22 protein-coding genes are annotated in these 18,650 nt (G+C 33.3%); 12 read left to right on the top strand and 10 right to left on the bottom strand.

Features of this window, described 5'->3' with window-relative positions; translation table 11 throughout:
- Positions 1-67 precede the first annotated feature (67 nt).
- From BG20_RS05570 to BG20_RS12690, 3 genes are all read right to left on the bottom strand, one after another.
- Positions 68-637 carry a 30S ribosomal protein S4 gene (locus tag BG20_RS05570; RefSeq protein ID WP_007402262.1) on the bottom strand — a complete coding sequence of 190 codons (570 nt, stop codon included), beginning with the start codon at positions 635-637 and terminating at the stop codon, positions 68-70.
- A gap of 10 nt (positions 638-647) precedes the next feature.
- The gene (locus tag BG20_RS05565; RefSeq protein WP_010192010.1) at positions 648-1,226 is read right to left on the bottom strand and encodes a 30S ribosomal protein S13; all 579 of its coding nucleotides are present in this window, start codon (positions 1,224-1,226) and stop codon (positions 648-650) included.
- 151 nt (positions 1,227-1,377) lie between these two features.
- Positions 1,378-1,530 (bottom strand): hypothetical protein, encoded by a 153-nt coding sequence (locus BG20_RS12690; protein WP_193353024.1) that lies wholly within the window; start codon positions 1,528-1,530, stop codon positions 1,378-1,380.
- 102 nt (positions 1,531-1,632) lie between these two features.
- Between BG20_RS12690 and BG20_RS05560 the strand changes: the two genes are divergently transcribed.
- The gene (locus tag BG20_RS05560) at positions 1,633-1,944 is read left to right on the top strand and encodes a hypothetical protein (RefSeq protein WP_010192008.1); all 312 of its coding nucleotides are present in this window, start codon (positions 1,633-1,635) and stop codon (positions 1,942-1,944) included.
- On the opposite strand, the gene BG20_RS05555 is transcribed toward BG20_RS05560, so the two are convergent.
- Positions 1,937-2,440 carry a hypothetical protein gene (locus BG20_RS05555; protein WP_010192006.1) on the bottom strand — a complete coding sequence of 168 codons (504 nt, stop codon included), beginning with the start codon at positions 2,438-2,440 and terminating at the stop codon, positions 1,937-1,939. The two genes, BG20_RS05560 and BG20_RS05555, sit on opposite strands and share 8 nt — an antisense overlap.
- A 159-nt stretch (positions 2,441-2,599) precedes the next feature.
- Here BG20_RS05555 and BG20_RS05550 point away from each other — a divergent pair, with 159 nt between their 5' ends.
- Together BG20_RS05550 and BG20_RS05545 are read left to right on the top strand one after the other, a co-directional pair.
- The gene (locus BG20_RS05550; RefSeq protein WP_010192004.1) at positions 2,600-3,598 is read left to right on the top strand and encodes a multicopper oxidase domain-containing protein; all 999 of its coding nucleotides are present in this window, start codon (positions 2,600-2,602) and stop codon (positions 3,596-3,598) included.
- 1 nt (position 3,599) lies between these two features.
- The gene (locus BG20_RS05545) at positions 3,600-4,772 is read left to right on the top strand and encodes a ZIP family metal transporter (RefSeq protein WP_010192002.1); all 1,173 of its coding nucleotides are present in this window, start codon (positions 3,600-3,602) and stop codon (positions 4,770-4,772) included.
- Between the two features lie 3 nt (positions 4,773-4,775).
- Here BG20_RS05545 and BG20_RS05540 read toward each other — a convergent pair whose 3' ends face one another.
- Entirely contained in the window at positions 4,776-6,128 is a 1,353-nt protein-coding gene (locus BG20_RS05540; protein ID WP_010192000.1) for a cation diffusion facilitator family transporter, read from the bottom strand.
- Positions 6,129-6,204: 76 nt separating this feature from the next.
- On the opposite strand from BG20_RS05540, the gene BG20_RS05535 reads away from it, so the two are divergent.
- The 6 genes from BG20_RS05535 (at position 6,205) to BG20_RS05515 (ending at position 11,813) form a co-directional block, all read left to right on the top strand.
- Positions 6,205-9,390 (top strand): peptidase, encoded by a 3,186-nt coding sequence (locus tag BG20_RS05535; protein ID WP_010191998.1) that lies wholly within the window; start codon positions 6,205-6,207, stop codon positions 9,388-9,390.
- A gap of 66 nt (positions 9,391-9,456) precedes the next feature.
- Positions 9,457-10,593 (top strand): CFI-box-CTERM domain-containing protein, encoded by a 1,137-nt coding sequence (locus tag BG20_RS05530; RefSeq protein WP_238527527.1) that lies wholly within the window; start codon positions 9,457-9,459, stop codon positions 10,591-10,593.
- 95 nt (positions 10,594-10,688) lie between these two features.
- A complete protein-coding gene (locus tag BG20_RS13900; protein ID WP_010191994.1) occupies positions 10,689-10,883 on the top strand; it encodes a hypothetical protein in 195 nt (64 codons plus the stop codon).
- A gap of 36 nt (positions 10,884-10,919) precedes the next feature.
- Positions 10,920-11,102 carry a hypothetical protein gene (locus tag BG20_RS13895; RefSeq protein ID WP_010191992.1) on the top strand — a complete coding sequence of 61 codons (183 nt, stop codon included), beginning with the start codon at positions 10,920-10,922 and terminating at the stop codon, positions 11,100-11,102.
- A gap of 152 nt (positions 11,103-11,254) precedes the next feature.
- Positions 11,255-11,407 (top strand): hypothetical protein, encoded by a 153-nt coding sequence (locus tag BG20_RS12395; protein ID WP_157999280.1) that lies wholly within the window; start codon positions 11,255-11,257, stop codon positions 11,405-11,407.
- An 82-nt stretch (positions 11,408-11,489) separates the two neighbouring features.
- Positions 11,490-11,813 carry a hypothetical protein gene (locus tag BG20_RS05515; protein ID WP_007402237.1) on the top strand — a complete coding sequence of 108 codons (324 nt, stop codon included), beginning with the start codon at positions 11,490-11,492 and terminating at the stop codon, positions 11,811-11,813.
- Here BG20_RS05515 and BG20_RS13220 read toward each other — a convergent pair.
- The 4 genes from BG20_RS13220 to BG20_RS05500 all read right to left on the bottom strand — a co-directional run bounded on the left by BG20_RS13220 (position 11,808) and on the right by BG20_RS05500 (position 15,194).
- Complete coding sequence (locus tag BG20_RS13220) at positions 11,808-12,281, bottom strand: hypothetical protein (RefSeq protein WP_238527526.1); 474 nt, start codon at positions 12,279-12,281, stop codon at positions 11,808-11,810. The two genes, BG20_RS05515 and BG20_RS13220, sit on opposite strands and share 6 nt — an antisense overlap.
- Positions 12,262-13,386 (bottom strand): radical SAM protein, encoded by a 1,125-nt coding sequence (locus tag BG20_RS05510; protein WP_238527525.1) that lies wholly within the window; start codon positions 13,384-13,386, stop codon positions 12,262-12,264. Before BG20_RS05510 ends, BG20_RS13220 begins: the two co-directional genes overlap by 20 nt.
- Before the next feature lie 77 nt (positions 13,387-13,463).
- The gene (larB, locus tag BG20_RS05505; protein WP_010191990.1) at positions 13,464-14,246 is read right to left on the bottom strand and encodes a nickel pincer cofactor biosynthesis protein LarB; all 783 of its coding nucleotides are present in this window, start codon (positions 14,244-14,246) and stop codon (positions 13,464-13,466) included.
- A 33-nt stretch (positions 14,247-14,279) separates the two neighbouring features.
- Positions 14,280-15,194 carry a malate dehydrogenase gene (locus tag BG20_RS05500; protein WP_010191989.1) on the bottom strand — a complete coding sequence of 305 codons (915 nt, stop codon included), beginning with the start codon at positions 15,192-15,194 and terminating at the stop codon, positions 14,280-14,282.
- Positions 15,195-15,286: 92 nt separating this feature from the next.
- Between BG20_RS05500 and larC the strand changes: the two genes are divergently transcribed.
- The 3 genes from larC to BG20_RS05485 are packed head-to-tail and all read left to right on the top strand — an operon-like array spanning position 15,287 to position 18,465.
- Positions 15,287-16,510, top strand: coding sequence for a nickel pincer cofactor biosynthesis protein LarC (gene larC / locus BG20_RS05495; RefSeq protein ID WP_010191987.1), 1,224 nt, complete (start codon positions 15,287-15,289; stop codon positions 16,508-16,510).
- 3 nt (positions 16,511-16,513) lie between these two features.
- The gene (larE, locus tag BG20_RS05490; RefSeq protein WP_010191984.1) at positions 16,514-17,311 is read left to right on the top strand and encodes an ATP-dependent sacrificial sulfur transferase LarE; all 798 of its coding nucleotides are present in this window, start codon (positions 16,514-16,516) and stop codon (positions 17,309-17,311) included.
- On the top strand, positions 17,308-18,465 hold the full coding sequence (locus BG20_RS05485) for a cysteine desulfurase family protein (protein ID WP_010191982.1): 1,158 nt from the start codon (positions 17,308-17,310) through the stop codon (positions 18,463-18,465). Before larE ends, BG20_RS05485 begins: the two co-directional genes overlap by 4 nt.
- Here BG20_RS05485 and BG20_RS05480 read toward each other — a convergent pair.
- Positions 18,462-18,650, bottom strand: a 189-nt coding sequence (locus BG20_RS05480; RefSeq protein WP_010191980.1) for a PEFG-CTERM sorting domain-containing protein, incomplete at its 5' end; no start/stop codon positions are given. The two genes, BG20_RS05485 and BG20_RS05480, sit on opposite strands and share 4 nt — an antisense overlap.

Genomic DNA, 18,650 nt, shown 5'->3' with positions numbered 1-18,650 from the left:
TCTTTCTATAACATAGTGGGGTTATTTACTGTTAAAGTTATTTCTTGTAATTATTAAATTAAATTTTTTACTCTTTAGTTTGAGATTCTGCTTCTACCTGTTCCACTTCAGTGATTTCAGGTTTAGGTTCTGATTTAGTATCTTCAAGCATACCTGGAATCTTGGACTCTGGTGAGAAATGAATATTTTTTTCTTCTTCTAATGTTACTATGTATGATGGAATGTTTACTTTTCTATCTCCAATCATAATGTGTCCATGAATTACTGCTTGTCTTGCTTGATATGGAGTTTTAAATCCTAATTTTTTTGTTACAAGTGTTTGTAATCTACGTGATAGTAAATCATTTACTTGAAGATTAAGTACATCATCTAAAGTAGATTCGTTACTTACTAATCCAATTCTGGATAATGATTTCATCAAGATTGGTTCTTTTTCTAATCTGATCTCTTGTCTTAATGCCAGTAATGATCTTGCTTGGTGTCTTACACGGGATAATTCTGTATGTGCTTTCCACAATTCTCTTTTTGATCTTAAGCCAAATGTTCCAAGAGTTTTTAGCTCTTCCATTTTTAAATCATAGTTAAGTGGTCTCTTTGGTTTTCTCCACATTCGTCTTGGATATTTAGGATCTCCCATTACATTTCACCTATTTCTTTTTCTCCGCAGGAGCTGCCTTCTTTGCATCAGCAGGTTTTGCAGATGCTGCTGCAGGTGCCGCTGCTGCTGCAGGTGCCGCTGCTGCTGCAGGTGCCGCTGCTGCTTGTGCAGGAGCAGGTTTTCCAGCTTTGGCAACACCTACTGCTCCACCCTTTCTACCGGTAGTTCTAGTACATTGACCTCTGACTTTTAATCCATACATGTGACGATAACCTCTCCAACTGTTGGTTATTCTTTCTCTTTCAATATCATTTCTTAAAGTAAAAGGAATATCTGATGTTAATAGGTGCATGTTAGAACCTGTTTCAATGTCTTTTCTTCTATTTAGAAACCATGGTGGAAAATTACCTGCTATGGGATTTGTGATTAATTTTTCAATTGACTGAACGTCTGATTCTGATAAGAAACCAATATTTGTATTCGTGTTAATTTTTAAAGTATCTAAAATTGCAGTGGCAAAATTATATCCTATTCCTTTAATCTGGGTTAATCCTACTATTACCTTTCTAGCTCCTGGGATATCATTCCCTACAATTCTTACAATGTGTCTGTATTCTTGAGTGCTCAAGTATTCAAAAATTCTCTGTTACCCCGATAAAAACCATGCTAGGCGTCAGTTAGAGGCATAGAAGAGAATCATGACCACATGTATGACCTTTTTTTTGAATTATAATTTTGTATTTTAGCCTCAGATCGGATATAATACAAAATTTAGAAATTTATCTAAAGTCTGAAATCTCTGTCCAATCTTTACCCTGAACATTCCATTGGTTGCATTTACAGCATTTCTTTACTCCTCTTTGGGCATCAATATCAATACAGAAACAATGTTCTCCTTTTCCAGATGTATCTTTAATACATAATTTCTGCATTTTTTGTAATTATGTTATTTTATTAATTATCTTATTGGTTTCTTTTTTATTTGATTTTTAATTAGAAAAGTTCTTAATTCACCGAAAAAATTTGAAGTAGAAATGGACGAGGCTTTTGATAGAGAAAAGGTGATAGATTGCATGTTTGATCCTATCACATCATCTATTTTGTCAGAATTAGAAGATGGCGAAAAATTATGTTCTTTTCTTGCAGAAAAATCTTCGATATCTGAAACCGAAGTATTTGAAAGACTTGGTTATTTAATCGAGCATGGATTTATTCTTAAAACTATTCATGATGAAAAATTAGTATTTTCTGCAAATACTGAAAAATTAACTGAAATAATAGAAAACAGTGATACCTTTAATGCAACAATTGAAGGATTAGAAAAAATGGATAGCTATCTTAACTAAAAGATTTTTTACGATTTTTAATTGCATAAATAGTAACTCCTCCCATTCCTCCCAAACCAATTACAAGTATGTATAATGAAATAAATCCAATTGACTTTTTACCTGCATCTGGTTCTGGACCTATTACTCCAAAAACTTTGATTTCTATTTCATCTGGATTTTCAATTACTAATTTGTATGTCCCAGGTTCTTCAATCTTGAATCTTCCTTCAAATACTTCTTGATTGATTACCTGTGATTCTATTTCTCTATCAGATGGATCTAATATCTTTGCCGTTATCTCTTTTTTAAAATCAATTATTTGAATCGCATAAACTCCTGCATGTGTTTGTACCGTTTCAAATTCAATTGGAACTATCAGATTTTTACCAAGTTTAACTTGTCCTTCACCCTTTATCAAATCCTCAAAAATTACCTGATTACCATAAAATGACAGTATTATTCCTAATCCAACTATTCCCCCTACAATAACAAAAAGTATGCCTGATTTTTGCACATTCTTTTTGTATTAGTCTTTAGTTTAAACCTAATTTTTTGTCAAATGCTTCCTATATTTCATAAACTTAGATTAGACTAAAAAAGTTAGCCTAGGCTAACTTTTAAATAAACAAATCCTGTATGTTATTCATCTTTGACCTTTACTCGTTCCACTTTAATGCTAGTGATATCTGTGATTATTGGAATTTCAGCAGTAATCGGTTTTTCTATATTTACAGAAGCACAACTAGAACAAAAAATTTTTGTCACTCATACCGGACAAATTATTAAAACCTCAGGCGATGTCTTAGATCCTGTTTATTCAGTTTCAACTGTTGAATTTGATCCAGATAAGTTTCTTAGGACTTTTAATTATGGTCGTGTCTCTGAATCAAATGGTCAAACAATTAGAGATTTTACAATAATTGCTGAAGATAATAAAATACAAGAAATATCTCCTGGAGTTTTTTACACTGTTTGGACTTTTAATGGAACTGTTCCTGGTCCTACTATACGTGCAACTGAAGGTGATTTAGTTCGCATTCATTTCATCAATAATGGTTCAAAACCACATACTATGCATTTTCATGGAATTCATCCAGCTGAGATGGATGGTGTTTTTGAAATTGTTGGCGCTGGAGGTGGCCAATTTACCTATGAATTTGTAGCAGGTCCAATAGGAGTGCATCCATATCATTGCCATGTAATGCCTCTTGAAGAACACATTTCACATGGTCTTTATGGTGTTTTCATAGTGGATCCAAAAATACCACGACCTCAAGCTGATGAAATGGTGATGGTTCTAAATGGATTTGATACCGATTTTGATACTGAAAATAATTTCTATGCTGCTAATACAATTCCATTTTATTACCAACATCATCCAATTCAAATTAACACAAACGAACTAATTCGAATTTATGTTGTAAATATGGTAGAATTTGATCCAATTAATAATTTTCATTTGCATGGGAATCTATACCAATATTTCCCTACTGGAACTAGCTTGGTCCCTTCAACTTATACAGATATGATAACTCTATCTCAAACTGAGCGTGGAATTATGGAATTTCAATATCAGTACCCTGGAAAGTATCTATTTCATGCACACAAAGTTGAATTTTCTGAAAAAGGATGGGTTGGTCTATTTCTAGTTAAAGACAAATCTGGAGAATAACATGGAAGAAATCAAAGCATCTAAAATCCGTTTGATTGCAAGTGGCTTAATCCCTTTTGCATTTCTTGTAGTTATGATTTTGTATTTGTTAGGTCCGGGCTCTGATTTGCTTCAATTTGGTGTGGCTTTACCTGAAATTACTATTGAAAAAGTTGAATTTGTTGATTCAGAAATACATGTCACAGTTCGAAATACCGGTCCAATCTCTGTTGTGATTGTAATGGCAGATGTCAATGATAGAATTCAACCTGCAGCTATAGAACCTCACAAGTCATTAGAACGATTTGAAACCGCTCTGGTAAGAATTCCTTTTGCATGGAACCATGCTGAACCATACACAATTGGGATTACATTAGATGATGGTGTGCGATTTGAAAAATTCATTGAGGCTGCAACTCCCGCATTAAAATCTGATTCTGAATTAGCTGGATTTTTTGCTATAATTGGAACATATGTTGGAATTATTCCTGTAATGATTGGATTACTGTGGTTGCCTTTTATCAAAAGGATTGGAAAAAACAAATACAATTTTTTTCTTGCACTGACTGTTGGATTGTTGTTTTTTCTAGGCATTGATGCAATGCTTGAAGGATTTGAGGTTTCAAAAGAAAATCTTTCTGCTAATTTTAATGGGGAGTTACTTATCATAACAGTTGCTTTACTATCATTTCTAGGATTGTATTATACTGCTGAAAAACTTACTTCAAGAGCTACTCTTAGTGCATCTTCTAAACCATTTGCAATTGGATTGATGATTGCTATAGGAATTGGATTACATAATTTAGGTGAGGGATTAGCTATAGGGGCTGCAATTGGTCTGGGTCAGGTAGCATTAAGTACTTTTTTGATTGTTGGATTTGCATTACATAATACAACTGAGGGAATTGCAATTGCATCTCCTGTAGCCAAATCAAAATCTCCTGTATTGAAAATAGTTCTTCTTGGACTCATTGCAGGTGCTCCTACAATTTTGGGTACTTGGATTGGAGGATTTTTCTATTCACCATTTACAGCAATAATCTTCTTGGCAATTGGGGCAGGGGCAATCTTCCAAGTTGCACTTGTTATTTTAAAATGGATTTATCAAAGTGAACAAAAACTAGTACAAACATCCATAATATCAGGAATAGGTTCAGGAATGCTTATCATGTATCTCACAAGTATTCTGGTTTGATTGCTAAATTGGTTCAGGATGTATCGTGATTACCGCATTTTTAATTTGAGCTCTTATGGCATGTTCTATTTCTGATGTCATGTCATGAACTTTCTCAATTGATATCTCTTTATCAAATGAACAATCAATGTCTATCTTGAGAATATTTTCAAAATTCAAAGACACGATGCGACCAATTTTCTTAATTGTTGAATATTTTTTTAAAATCTCTCTTATTTTCTCTTCTGTGATCTTATCTTCTTTGTTTAGATTGGTTGGAACAGTAAGAAATGGTTCAAGATGAATGGTCACATGTTCAATTTCGGGAATATTTTCTTGAATCTTTTGTTCTACTTCCTCTGATATTTTGTGTGCTAAATCTAAATTGATTTCTCTTTCTACCATAACATGAAGATTAGAGTATGTTTTTCCTTTGGTTTTATGTGATATTATGTTGTGTACACCTTTGACTCCTGCTACGCTTTTTGCAATATCGTTAATCTTTGCATCCAGTGGAACATTTTTCCAATCTGGCTCAAAATGAACTGTGATAGAAACATTCGGTATCCTATTTTTAATATTATTTTCAACCCTATTGCTAATTTCATGAGCTCTATCAAAACTAGTGTCTCCTCTTAATGAGATAGTAACATCTGTGAATAATGTATTTCCAGATCTTCTCATCAGAATTTCTCCAACATCAATTACTCCTTCTGTATCTGCAATAATTTTTCTTACATTTTTTACAAGCTCGGGAGATATTATGTCCGTAAGATCTAGTGCTGTTTTGTGGATTAATCTCAAACTTAGAATTACTAAAAGAACTCCTAGAATTAGTGCTGCTGCAAAATCTCCATTATAGAATCCATATGACACTAGTATAATTCCAACTATTGCAATTACAGTTGAACCCAGATCCATAAATGCATGATAAAAATCAGCTTTGAGTGTAGTTCCACCAATTTTTTTAATGGATTTTTGAAGAAGAATTATTCTAAAAATATCAATTCCTATCGTGTATAGTCCTCCAATAATTGCAAACATTCCTGGTAACACCGTTGGAGCTGGACTTTGTAATCTCTGAATTGCCTCATAAATGAAAAATACAGCTATTAGAAAAATTGCAATTCCACCTATCATTCCTCCAAGTGATTCAATTTTTCCATGTCCGTATGTATGATCTTCATCTGGAGGTTTGATTGCCATCCTTGCAGCTAATAGTAGAATTGCCGTAACAACACTGTCAAGCAATGCATGGACACTATCTGTAATCAAACCCAAACTGTTAGAAATTAATCCAAAAACTAGTTCTACAACAAATGCTGAAAAAATGGCTATAAGTGAAATCTGTAAAACTCTAGTTTTCTGAACAAACATTTCTGTCTATTTTATGAATTATCATATATTACAAGTATTCTAAAGATAATTCATACGACATGATTATTTGGGATGAATGCTATTTGTTGATATGATGACTAGAAAAACAATTATCTTACTTAGCTTTTGCTTTAGCGCTTTTTTAATCCCTATAACACATGTAGATGCATCTAGTAACCCCAATCTTTTTGTTTCAGCAGAAAATTCTCAATTTAACAATCGCTTTTCAGGCTCAATGGTAGTTGAAGTAATTATACGTGATCCAAACCTCCATGATACAGATCAAGGAAAAGGAGAACCAGATGTTACCATTAACGGTAAATCTTTACGAATGGTTCAATCCACTGATGGTAATTGGTATGCATATTTTGCAAATGTTAACAAGGCAAAAATAGCAGATTCAACCCAGTCTTCTACTTCGGGTAAAGGTTTGGACTTTGGTGTTTTTTGTAGTAGGGATACACCATCAAATGTTTTTGGGGTTTCTTTTTCACAAACTGATGGATTCGCTGTTCCAGGAAACAATGGTCTTTCCGGTTTTACAAACGGTGCTGCTTCATTTACTCAATGCAATGGTTCTCCTACGGCTCCTACAATTCTTAACAATGTTGTAAGACATGCACAATCAATTAATACAAATTCAAATATTCCGTCTGGACAAATTGGATTAGATTCTGATGCTTGGCCATTAATTCAACTCTATTCATTTAACAGCGATGTAAAAATTCAATACAATGCAGGTGGAAATCCACAATCTGTCACTCTTCAATATGATGATAGTGCAAACGTTACTTTTAAAATTGATAAAAACACATATCCGCAAAACTCAGAAGTATTTCTCACCGTAAATGATTTTCAATTAAATCAAGATCCTACAGATGAAGATTCATGGACATTTAACATAAATTCTACACTTGCAACTTTTTATCAAGCATATGATAATTCTGGTTCTAATTCTGCTAACGGTAATGCAGGATTAGTAAATTTAATTCCATATCTTTCTAATTTGGGCTTTAAAGATAATGGTAAGCTTTCAATTACATTGGGAAATATTATGAAATTAAAATCAAATGATAAACAACCTTCGACTTCTGTTAATGGAATACCTAGTAATACATTTTCACAAATTGTCACTCTTGTAGAAAATGGTCCAAATTCTGGAATATTTGAAAATTCAGATGATGCTGATAAATCTACAATTTCAATTCTTGCTAATGCACCAAGGGGACAAACAGGACAAATAGAATATAATAAAAAATCTACATCTGTACTTACTGGCTCATCTACATCTACTATTTCAATAAATCAACCTGCTTTAACGGTGGGTAATGGTCCAAAGTCGTTAATTCCAGGAACAAAATACCCTGTAACTCTTTTTGATCCTAATCAAAATATCAATTCAGCCTCTAGAGAACATTTGGATGTCTTTAGAGATACTTCTCTTGTACCTACTCTGAAAATTGGCAATCCGATAACTCTTGGAAAAGCATCTGATGTAAAATATCATACATCATCTAGTAACCTAACTCCTGCCTTTACATTAAGTTCATCAATCTCCGACAAAAACTCCGAGAGATTATTCATTGATACAAATACAATAACTGCAAATTTTAAACAAATATCTATGAATCTTGGAATTACTGCATCTAGCTTACAATCTGTTCTTCTAGATACATCACTTACAAACACATCTGGAACTAATTGGTTAAACTATGATCTTCGTTCCTTTGAAAAAGATTTTGGATTGACTAATTTTTCTACAACATCTATGACTCTTTCATTTGGAACTCTGGGTGCTTCCCCTGTAACTATAGTTCATTCTGGTGATATCTCTTCTTCGTCTGGATTTATTCAACTTAGTAATTCTGACATACAACAGATTACTGGTAAGAGTGGAACTGTATATCTAATAATTAATTTTAGTTCTGCTACAGGGACTATTTCTTCTGAACAAAACAAACAACCAATAGTTTTTGATTTATTTTCATTTGGACTAAAAAATAATAATGATGTTGATAATTCAATTTACAGATTTGAATTAGAAGAAACAAGTGATAATTCATCAACATTTAATGGCTCAATTGAATATGCTATAGCTAACCAACTCAATATTTCAGATCCTAATTTTATAAAGTCAATTAGAGCAATAGATAATGAAATTAAATTCATTGTTACTAACAGATTGATTAATGAAAACGCAATTGCTATTTCATATTCAGATTTGGATAAAGTTGGAGTGACTACAACTGTTTCTACAAAATCCAACATTCCCACCAATTCAGGTGTAGTATCTACAGGCTCTACATCGTATAGATTTGGTCAACCAGTTACAATTACTCTGAATGATCCAGATCTTAATTTGAGTAGTAATGCAGTCGATATCTATCTAGTAAACAACGATCCAAATTCATCAAATGTTGATACTGTTGGTAGTGGAAACAATATTTTGTTGGAAGTTTTAATTAAAGACATTCGATACAAGCGATGCACCATAAATGGAGTTGAATATGGTGGCTTGGCTTCTACAGGTTTTACATTAGTTGAGACTGGTCCAAGTACTGGTGTGTTTGAGGGTTCATTTAAAATGCCTTCACAAATTTGCGATAAATCTGGAACAAAATTAATTTCTTCTGCTGGTGGAAATCTTGATGCAAAATATCATGATTCTCGTGATGCTTCTGGAAATCCAAACATATTCAGTTTATTGGCCTACAAATCACCCCCACAATCTTCAACTCCTCCACAATTAAGCGCAAACACAATCACAATTCCTTCATCAGGAAAATCTGAAGAAGTTATTTTGTCCGGAACAATTTCTAATCCAAAAAATAGTGTCCCATTAACAATAATTTTAACAAGACCTGATAATGTAGTTCAAAATTTTGCCGCTACTGTGTCAAACAGTGGTGCTTATCGAGCAGCATTTTCGATAAATGAAAATTCTGTACCTGGTATTTATAAAATTCAGTTATATCATAATGGAGTTAATGTTGGACTAGTTTCATTTACTGCAATTCAAGATATTCCTGATTGGATAAAAAACAATAAAAAACAAAGATCCATCATATCTGATCCAGAATTTATCAATATGTTAAACCAGTTGGTTAAAGACAACGTGATTGTATCGCCAAAAGAAAGTTTGACAAGTGTTTCCATCCCTAAATGGGTTAAAAATATTGCAATATGGTGGTCAAATGATCAAATATCAAATGACGACTTTATAAAATCCATTCAATACTTGGTCAAAAAAGGTATAATTTGAGTATTATAAGGTCAATTTTTCTTTCATTGAATACATAAATACCCTCATGCCTGATTCCAAATGAAAATGAAATTTACGGTATTCTTGTTATTTTTAATGATATCTTTAGTGTCTTATGGATTTGTAGGATCTGCTCATGCTGCCACTCAAGATGATTGTGCCGATGGGCAACTATTCCAAAACGGTGAATGTATCGATACTGGTTGTACTGCAGACCAAGTTTATCAAAACGGTCAATGTGTAGCTGTAACAAAACAATTAAGAAATGATTTGAATTTAAAATCTGATAAATCTCTTTATGCACAAGGAGGACTAGTAACTGTCACCGGTCTTGTAAAAAATTTTGATACTGCTGTACCCGGTGATGTCTCAGTTATTGTTAGAGCCCCAGATAACAATATTGTTGCTATAGATCAAATTCATCCTAATGCCGATGGTTCTTTTCAACTAAGTTTCAAAGCAGATGGCCCACAATTCAAAACAGCTGGTGCTTATACTGTTCATGCTGTATTTTCTGGTTTGAAATCTGATATTACATTTGAATTTACTGGAGGTACTGGCAAAGTTGTATCTGGTGGCGAGACAACTCCAAAACCAATCACTTGTCCTTCTGGTCAAATTTTAGTTGATGGAAAATGTACTGTTAAACCAGTCACCTGTAATGCTGGAGAAAAACTAGTTGATGGAAAATGTGTTATGTCTGAACCAGAACCAGAACCAGAACCAGAACCAGAACCAGAACCACAGCCAACTTGTGGAGCAGGAACTGAATTGGTAAATGGAATTTGTCAAGTAGTTAAAACTACAGAAAAACCAAAGGGTGGTGGATGCTTAATTGCAACAGCTGCATATGGTACTGAATTAGCTCCTCAAGTACAATTCCTCAGAGAAGTTAGAGACAATACTTTGATGAATACTTCATCTGGAATGGCATTCATGAGTGGATTCAATCAATTCTACTATTCATTCTCTCCAACAATCGCTGATTGGGAAAGAGAAAATCCAATGTTCCAAGAAGCAGTTAGAGCATTTATCACTCCAATGATTTCCACATTGTCTATAATGACATTAGCAGAAGGTGGTTCTGATGCTCAAGTCTTAGGATTGGGAATATCTGTAATTGTATTGAACTTGGGAATATACATTGCAGCACCTACCGTAATTGGATTTAAAGTTCACAAACATTTGAAATCCAAAAAGTAGTCTTTTTTATTTATTCTCAAATATAGATAACAGATAAAACATTCTCAACGTTTTTTATCTGGGAGCTAGAATAAACTCTGCTTGGTATAAAGAAAATGGAAAACAATTCAAAACTTGGTTTATTTGGTTTTTTCTTATTGTTTATGTTATCCTCTAATGCATTTGCTCAAATTTCTGATACTGACAATGACGGCATACCAGATTCATCTGATTCCTGTCCAAACGATCCTGAAACTATCAACGGATTCCAAGACTCAGACGGTTGTCCAGATGTAGTTCCACCAGTCTGATACTGACAATGACGGCATACCAGATTCTATTGATTCTTGCCAACCCAAGCTGAAACTATCAACGGATTCCAAGACTCAGACGGTTGTCCAGATATTATCCCTACAGTTGATACTAAATCAGAACAAGATAATTCCTTCTTGCAATGGACTGCCGTGATTGCCTCAGTTATTACCGCCGTAGGTGCTATAAGTGCTGCAAAATTAAGAAAATCATCTTAATTCATTTTTTCAACTTTATTTGATACCTATGTGATTTAACCAAACATTTAATGCTGAAAATTCTTTGTATGAAAATAATTGGTTTGCACGCCAACAATCCAGGAGGGATCATCTTATGATGGTTCTTTCTGGAGTTCCTTGAGGTTTGAGTAATGTTTGTAGTGTTGTTTTTTGGAATTTTTCCATACTTGTTTTTGTCTACTGTAGAGATTGGTCAAATTGCATTTATTGTTACAGTGGTTTTAATCACCGTGGCAGTAATAATTAAAATTCTTAAAAACCGAAAGATAAATCGTAAATCATAATTTATCAAAAAATTGACTATTCTCTTAATTTTTTTAATATTTTCACTCTAAGTTATTATATTGAAACAAAATACTAAATTTAATGCATATTGAATATGAAGAATTTAATTCAATTGAAGACATATTTTTGTACATGTCATCTGCAGCACCTCCAATGAAAAATACGATGCCTATCAATTCATACAAAGGATACATCATGGCATTTATTCCACTTAGCCCCTCTACTGGAGATACATATCTTATGATTTATGCAAAAGGTACACTTGAATCAGGAATTTACGAATTTGATGTAAATTCCAAGTCTTACAAGAAGGTCAATGCGATTGAAAGAGCAGACAAAAATTACTTTGTCTCATTAACTCCAAAAAGAAATACTATTGCTGATCAAGCTATTAAAAATTTATAATTTTTTAGTTTGAATCTTTGGTGCCGAAATTGATCTACTTCTAGCATACTTGTCAATTATCTCATCTGGAGTTCTTCCATTGAAAAGATCTTTGCATAATCCTCTTAGATATCTCATAATTGCCCATGTACCTGCTTTTAGAATTCCATACATGAACACCTTCATTGGTGGACCATATGTCTTATTTCTAAGAATAATTGGAATGATATCATTAATTACTCTGAGATTGTTCTCCCAACATTTCCAAAACAATGTGAATTGCGCTTCATTCAAGTTTCCAAAATGCATAGAATTCTTTTCACTAAAGTCTTGGTAAAGTAATGGTGCTACCAATCCCCTAAAGTTCATTTCTCTAAAGTCACTCATCATGTCAATAGTATATTGAACATCATCTGGAGTTTCATCTGGCCAACCTATGATAATTGTAGCAGCTGGGAACCAGTGATTATCATTTAGGATTTTTTGCACCTTCTCTTACAACACTACCCCACTCTTCAGGTGCAAATGGTCTTGTTTTTACACCGAGATGTTTTTTGACCATGTTTGGTGCAACAGTTTCAATTCCCAAATTTGTTGCAAGCCATCTGCCTGTTTCATCTTGTTTATTGATACTTGAAATTTGTCTCATCAATTCAGGATCTGCCGCAACTGCTGAGAATGTCATATGTGTTGTTCCAATAAAGTTTGCACCTAATGATTTAAGGCCCTTCCAGAGTTCTGTTATTGCATCTCTATTTGGAATAAAGTCTCTGTTATCGCATCCATAAAGTAACATCTCATCAGAATGAAGCCAAATGGAATCAAATCCATAATCCAAGTTGATTTTTGCTTCATGTTGTAATCTTTCTAGGGGCAAATCTTTCTTTGATCTCTTATTTACATCACAAAAGTCGCAACCTCTTCCACACCCTCTCATTGCTTCAATTAGCGAATTTATTGTGGGTCCTTCGATAATTGGAATATTTTGAATATTCTTTACAAAACAATGCATTAATTCAGGTGCATCACCTTTTTCTAAATCATGAAATAAGTCCAATGCTAATTCATCTGCTTCTCCAACTACAACAGTGTCAATTCCATGGATTTGCATTCTGTCAGATTTTGCCAACTCCCATGCCCCATTTCCACCGACTACCACATGAAAATCATATTTCTTTTTTAACTGAATAATATTTGCACACATTTTTTTGAATTTCATTGCAACATATGATAATTTTTCAGGTGACATGGTAGTTGTTACTGGTGCCATTCCAAGCGGATCCATTACATTAATTCCAACTACTTTGGTATCTGGACCTATTGATTTTTCTAGCATCTCAGGATTTGCAATAAAGACTTCATCTCTTTTGTATCCTTGTAATAATGCACTTTCTACTCGTCTTAATCCCACTTGGGCAACTTTTGCTTCTCCAGTGATTGGGTCCGTTTCAACTGCTGGACAGAAAACTTTGTCAAAAACCCATTCCGGAAGCACTTCATAAGGTCCGCATGCAATAAATCCATAAAGAAAATTTCCTCGATAATTTGTCATTAAACTACGATCAGCAGTTAGAACAATTCGTTTTCCGGCCAATATTAACAAGATTCGTTCTTGTATGGTATATATGATTTACGAGGTCATATGTCTTCTAAATTTCTATTTTCTTGATGTTATTTAGTTCTGTTTTTTCGTATTGCTCTATTTGCTATATTTGCTGATATTGCACCAGCTGCAATTCCATTGTCTATATTGACAACTGATAATCCCAATGAGCAACTTTGTAACATTGATGCAAGGGCAGCAATTCCTTTACCACCGTAACCATATCCAATAGATGTTGGAATTCCAATTACTGGGATATCCACCATTGAAGAAACTAAAGTAGCGAGTGCTCCTTCCATTCCAGCCACCACTATAATGCAATCTACATCTTCAGATATCATTTCTTTCAAAATTGGAAATATCCTTTGAATTCCTGCAACTCCTACATCATAACTCGAAATACATTTACAGTTCATTGCTTCTGACATCAATCTGGCTTCTTCTGCAACCCCAATATCTGATGTTCCAGCTGCTAGTATGCCCACCTTTCCTCCTTTGAATATTATTGGTTTTTTGTAAAGTACTAGTGTGGATGAATTTTTCCCAGTCTTAACTTTGAATTTTGATTTTTTTGCAAATGCTAAAATTTTTGCATAATCTCCTTTATTGATTCTTGAAACCACCACTGAATTTGTTTTCTCTAATGTTTTTTGAATTATTTTTTTAATTTCATCTAATTTTTTACTTTCTGCAAAAATAACCTCTGGAATCCCTTTTCTTTTTCTTCTGTTAATGTCAATTTTGGCAATGCCTTCAATCTCCTCAATTGAATAAAGTGATAGCATTTTTTTAGCATTATTTATTGAAATTTTTCCTTTTTCCAATGATTCTAAAATTTCACGAATTTCCAATGGTGTTTCATTAACGTTTGAATAAAAAAATGCTTAGATTTGAATGCCTGAAATTGCACTCTTTACACTTTGGATTGCAGTATCAAAGACTTGTTTTTCTTCAGCATTTAGATCTAATTCTATTATTTTTTCAACTCCTTTCTTTCCAATTACTGCTGGAACACCTATTGTGACATCTGAATACCCGTATTCTCCATCAAGATATGTTGAAACAGGTATCACTTGTTTTCTATCTCTTACCACAGATTCTATCATTGCAGAAATTGCATTTCCTGGGGCGTGTACTGTTGCTCCCTTTAATTCAATAACTTTGGCTGCAACTTGTTTTGTGTTTTGAACAAGTTCATCTAATTTTTGTTTTGGAAGAATTGTGTTAAGTGGAATTCCTGAAACTGATGAAAATCTTGGAAGTGGTAACATGTTTTCTCCATGCTCTCCAATAACTAGTGCTCTTATCGAATCACGAGAATATCCGGTAGCCTCATGAATAAATTGTCTGAATCTGGATAAATCTAACATTCCACCCATTCCAAAAATACGACTTCGGTCAAATCCTGATACCTTGTAAGTAATGTATGCCATTGGATCAAGTGGGTTTGTAACTGGAATTATCATAGAATCACTGGCATATTTTTTAATATTTTCAACAACACTTTTCACAATTGTTGCATTAATTTTTAAAAGATCCATCCTTGTCATTCCAGGTTTTCTTCCAGAACCTGCAACTACAACTACGATATTGGAGCCTTTCATGTCTTCAAAATTATTGGAGCCTTTTACCTCTACATCAATTCCTTGCTCTGATAACATGTGATTGATATCCATTGCTTCTCCTTGAGGTAATCCTGCTGCAACATCTAGCAATAGTATTTGATCATCTAGTCTCTTTAATGCGGAGAACAAAGCTGCATCGCCTCCAACTTTTCCTGAACCTATTATTGTAATCATAAGTAAAGCTCCAAATTTTCAATAATTAAATCTAGTGAAATTTTTTATCTCTTTAGACAGAATTTATATGCATTTTTAGCAAGCTTCTATCTATGGTTATTGTAATAGATCCACAAATTGCTGGTGTATCCGGTGATATGCTTTTGTGTTCTTTAGTGGATATCGGGGCAAATAAAATTAAAATTATAGATGGTGTTAAATTGTCTGAAAAATTCTTATCTGATTCAGTTATCAAAAAAATTGATTTTCAAAAAATTGATAAACACGGAATAAATGCCACTGAATTAATTTTAGAAATAGACGAACATGTTCATGAAAGAAAAGGCATTGAAATAAAAAATGCAATTATTAATTTAACAAAAGAAATTGGTCTGTCTGAAAAGGCAAAAATATTTGCAGAATCTTGTATTGACACATTGATTTCTTCTGAATCTAAAATTCATGGTTTACCTATTGATTCTGTTCATTTTCATGAAGCGTCTAGTATTGATACTTTAATTGATATTGTTGGAACCGCAATAGCAATTGATGATTTAGGTATGCTTGATGAAGAAATTATTTGCATGCCTGTAGCAGTAGGTGGAGGAAATGTTTCATTCTCGCATGGAATAATGTCAAATCCTGCAAGTGCAATTCTTGAAATCTTGAGGGATTCTAATTTGTCTATTCATGGAGGCCATGTAAAAGATGAATTGACTACTCCTACAGGTGCTAGTATTCTAGTTAATCTTTCCAAAACATCTGCTGAGTATTACCCTTCAATGAAAATAACCTCTATTGGATATGGTGCAGGACAAAAAAATTTTGATGGTTTTTCAAATGTATTAAAAATTGTTAAAGGCACACAGACAAACAGCTTTCAAATAGATTCTATCAAGATCTTAGAAACCAACGTAGATGATGTACCTGGAGAAATTCTGGGAAATATGATTGAAAAAATTATGGAAAATGGTGCCAAAGATGTCTCGATTTATCACGGCATTACAAAGAAGGGACGACCAACCAATCTCATTACAGTAATTTGTGATAATGCATCAATGCATGACATTATGGATATTTTGGTAACTGAAACTGGAACTCTAGGAATTCGCATATCAACTTCGGACAGATTTATTGTTCCAAGAACATCACATAATGCTAAATTAATTCTTGATGGAAAAGAATTTGTTGTAAAATACAAAGTTTCAACTTTTAAAGGAAAAGATCACTTTAAAATTGAATTTGATGATTTAAAATTAATATCAAATAAACTAAACAAATCAATTAAGGAAACAGAATCTTTGATTAGAGCAAAGATAGAACATATGGGTGGATAGATAATGGGAAAACTTGATGATCTTATAGATTGGTTTGAAAACAAAAATAAAGTAATGATTGCCCTCTCTGGTGGTGTAGATAGTGCACTTGTAGCATATGCTGCATTCCAAAAACTAGGTAATTCTGCAATTGCAGTCACTGCTGATTACAAAACTTTATCAAAAGAGGAACTGGAAACTGCAAAACAAATTTGCTCAGAAATTGGAATTAAACAAATTCTTGTAGATTATGATGAGCTTCAAAATGAAGAATTTGTTAAAAATTCATCTGATCGATGCTTTCATTGCCGATTAGAGTTAGGTGATCATTTGATTTCCTTGGCAAAACAACACAATGTGGAAGTTATTGTTGATGGAACTAATCTAGATGATTTAGGTGAATATAGGCCTGGAATTGAGGCATTAAAGAAAAATGGTATATGCAGTCCACTTGTGGAAACTAGATTTACAAAAAATGAAATCCGTAGTACTGCAAAGTTTGTTGGTCTATCCATATATGATAAACCATCCAATTCTTGTTTGGCATCCCGTATTCCATGGGGACAAAGGGTTACTTCTGAAAAGCTTACCCGTATAGAATTGGGTGAAACGATTGTTAAACAAATTACAAATTTAAAACAAGTTAGAGTTAGAGACTTGGACGGTAATGCAAAAATTGAAGTAGAAAAAGATAGAATTTCTATCTTTGAAGATGATATCTTAACTGAAATAACAAATAAACTAAAATTAATTGGATTCTTATCTGTTAGAGTTGATCCGGATGGATATAGACCAGGAAAAATCAACGTGATTACAGATTGATCTATCTTGATAATGCGGCATCAACGCAAATTCATGAAAATGTTTTAGAATCTATGTTGCCGTATCTTAAAGAACAATATGGCAATCCATCATCAATTCATCGTTATGGTAGATTGGCTCATAAGGCAATAGAAAAAGCAAGAAAACAGATTGCTCAACTGATTAATGCAGAATCCTCTGAAATCTTATTTACTTCTGGTGGGACTGAATCCAACAATACTGCTCTTTATGGAATTTCAGAGAAAAGACCTAACTCGCAAATAATCACTTCCTCTATAGAACACGATGCAATATTGGAACCCTCTAAGAGATTAGCAAAAAATGGATATGATGTTGTGTATATTCCAGTAGATGATAAGGGAACGGTGAATTTGGAAGTTTTAGAAAATTCTCTTTCTGATAACACATGTCTTGTTTCAATAATGTTTGCAAATAATGAGGTTGGAACAATTGAACCAATTTCTAAAATCACTAAATTATGCAATGAGAAAAATATACCATTTCATACAGATGCAATTCAAGCCGTTGGAAAAATTCCAATAGATGTTAAAAAATTAGGTATCGATTTACTTTCAATATCCTCTCATAAAATTAATGGCCCAAAAGGAATCGGGGCATTATACGTCAGAAAGGGAATTGATATAGATCCAATCATTTTAGGTGGGGGTCAAGAAAATGGCTTACGTTCAGGTACTGAAAACGTTGCAAACATTGTGGGATTTGGAAAAGCATGTGAAATTGCTAATCTTAATTTATCTGAAAATATTTTTCATATGAAAAAACTACGTGATATTCTTGTTTTGAAAATCCTCAAAGAAATTCCGGGTGTTTCTCTTAATGGTCATCCTGAAAACCGATTGCCCAATAATGCACATTTTACATTTCTTGGGGTTGCTGGGGAGGATCTAATAATAAAATTAGACGAATATGGAATTGCTGCATCAACCGGTTCTGCATGTTCAGTTCATACACAAAAAGCATCTCATGTCTTAAAGGCTATGGGCTATTCTTATGAACAAATTACAGGTTCTTTAAGATTGACGCTTGGATTATACAACACTGAATCACAAATTGATGAAACAGTAAATATTCTAAAAAAAGTGACTGCAGAATTACGTTCTGTATCTCCGTTTAAGGAAAAGTATTCATTCTAAATTTTGATCTGAAATCTATTTCTTGTAACTGCTATTGTTGTAATGATTCCTACCGCTAGAATCATAACTGCGATTGTACCAAATTCTGGAATTATCTTAGTGCCTATTATTTCAATATCTGAATCATCTTGTTCAAAATTAATTGTAATCACTCTAGAGCCATTATCTGTTACTGTCTCTTGATA

Source organism: Candidatus Nitrosarchaeum limnium BG20 (genome assembly GCF_000241145.1).
GTDB lineage: Archaea > Thermoproteota > Nitrososphaeria > Nitrososphaerales > Nitrosopumilaceae > Nitrosarchaeum > Nitrosarchaeum limnae.
This window is presented reverse-complemented; position numbering and strand designations above follow the sequence as displayed.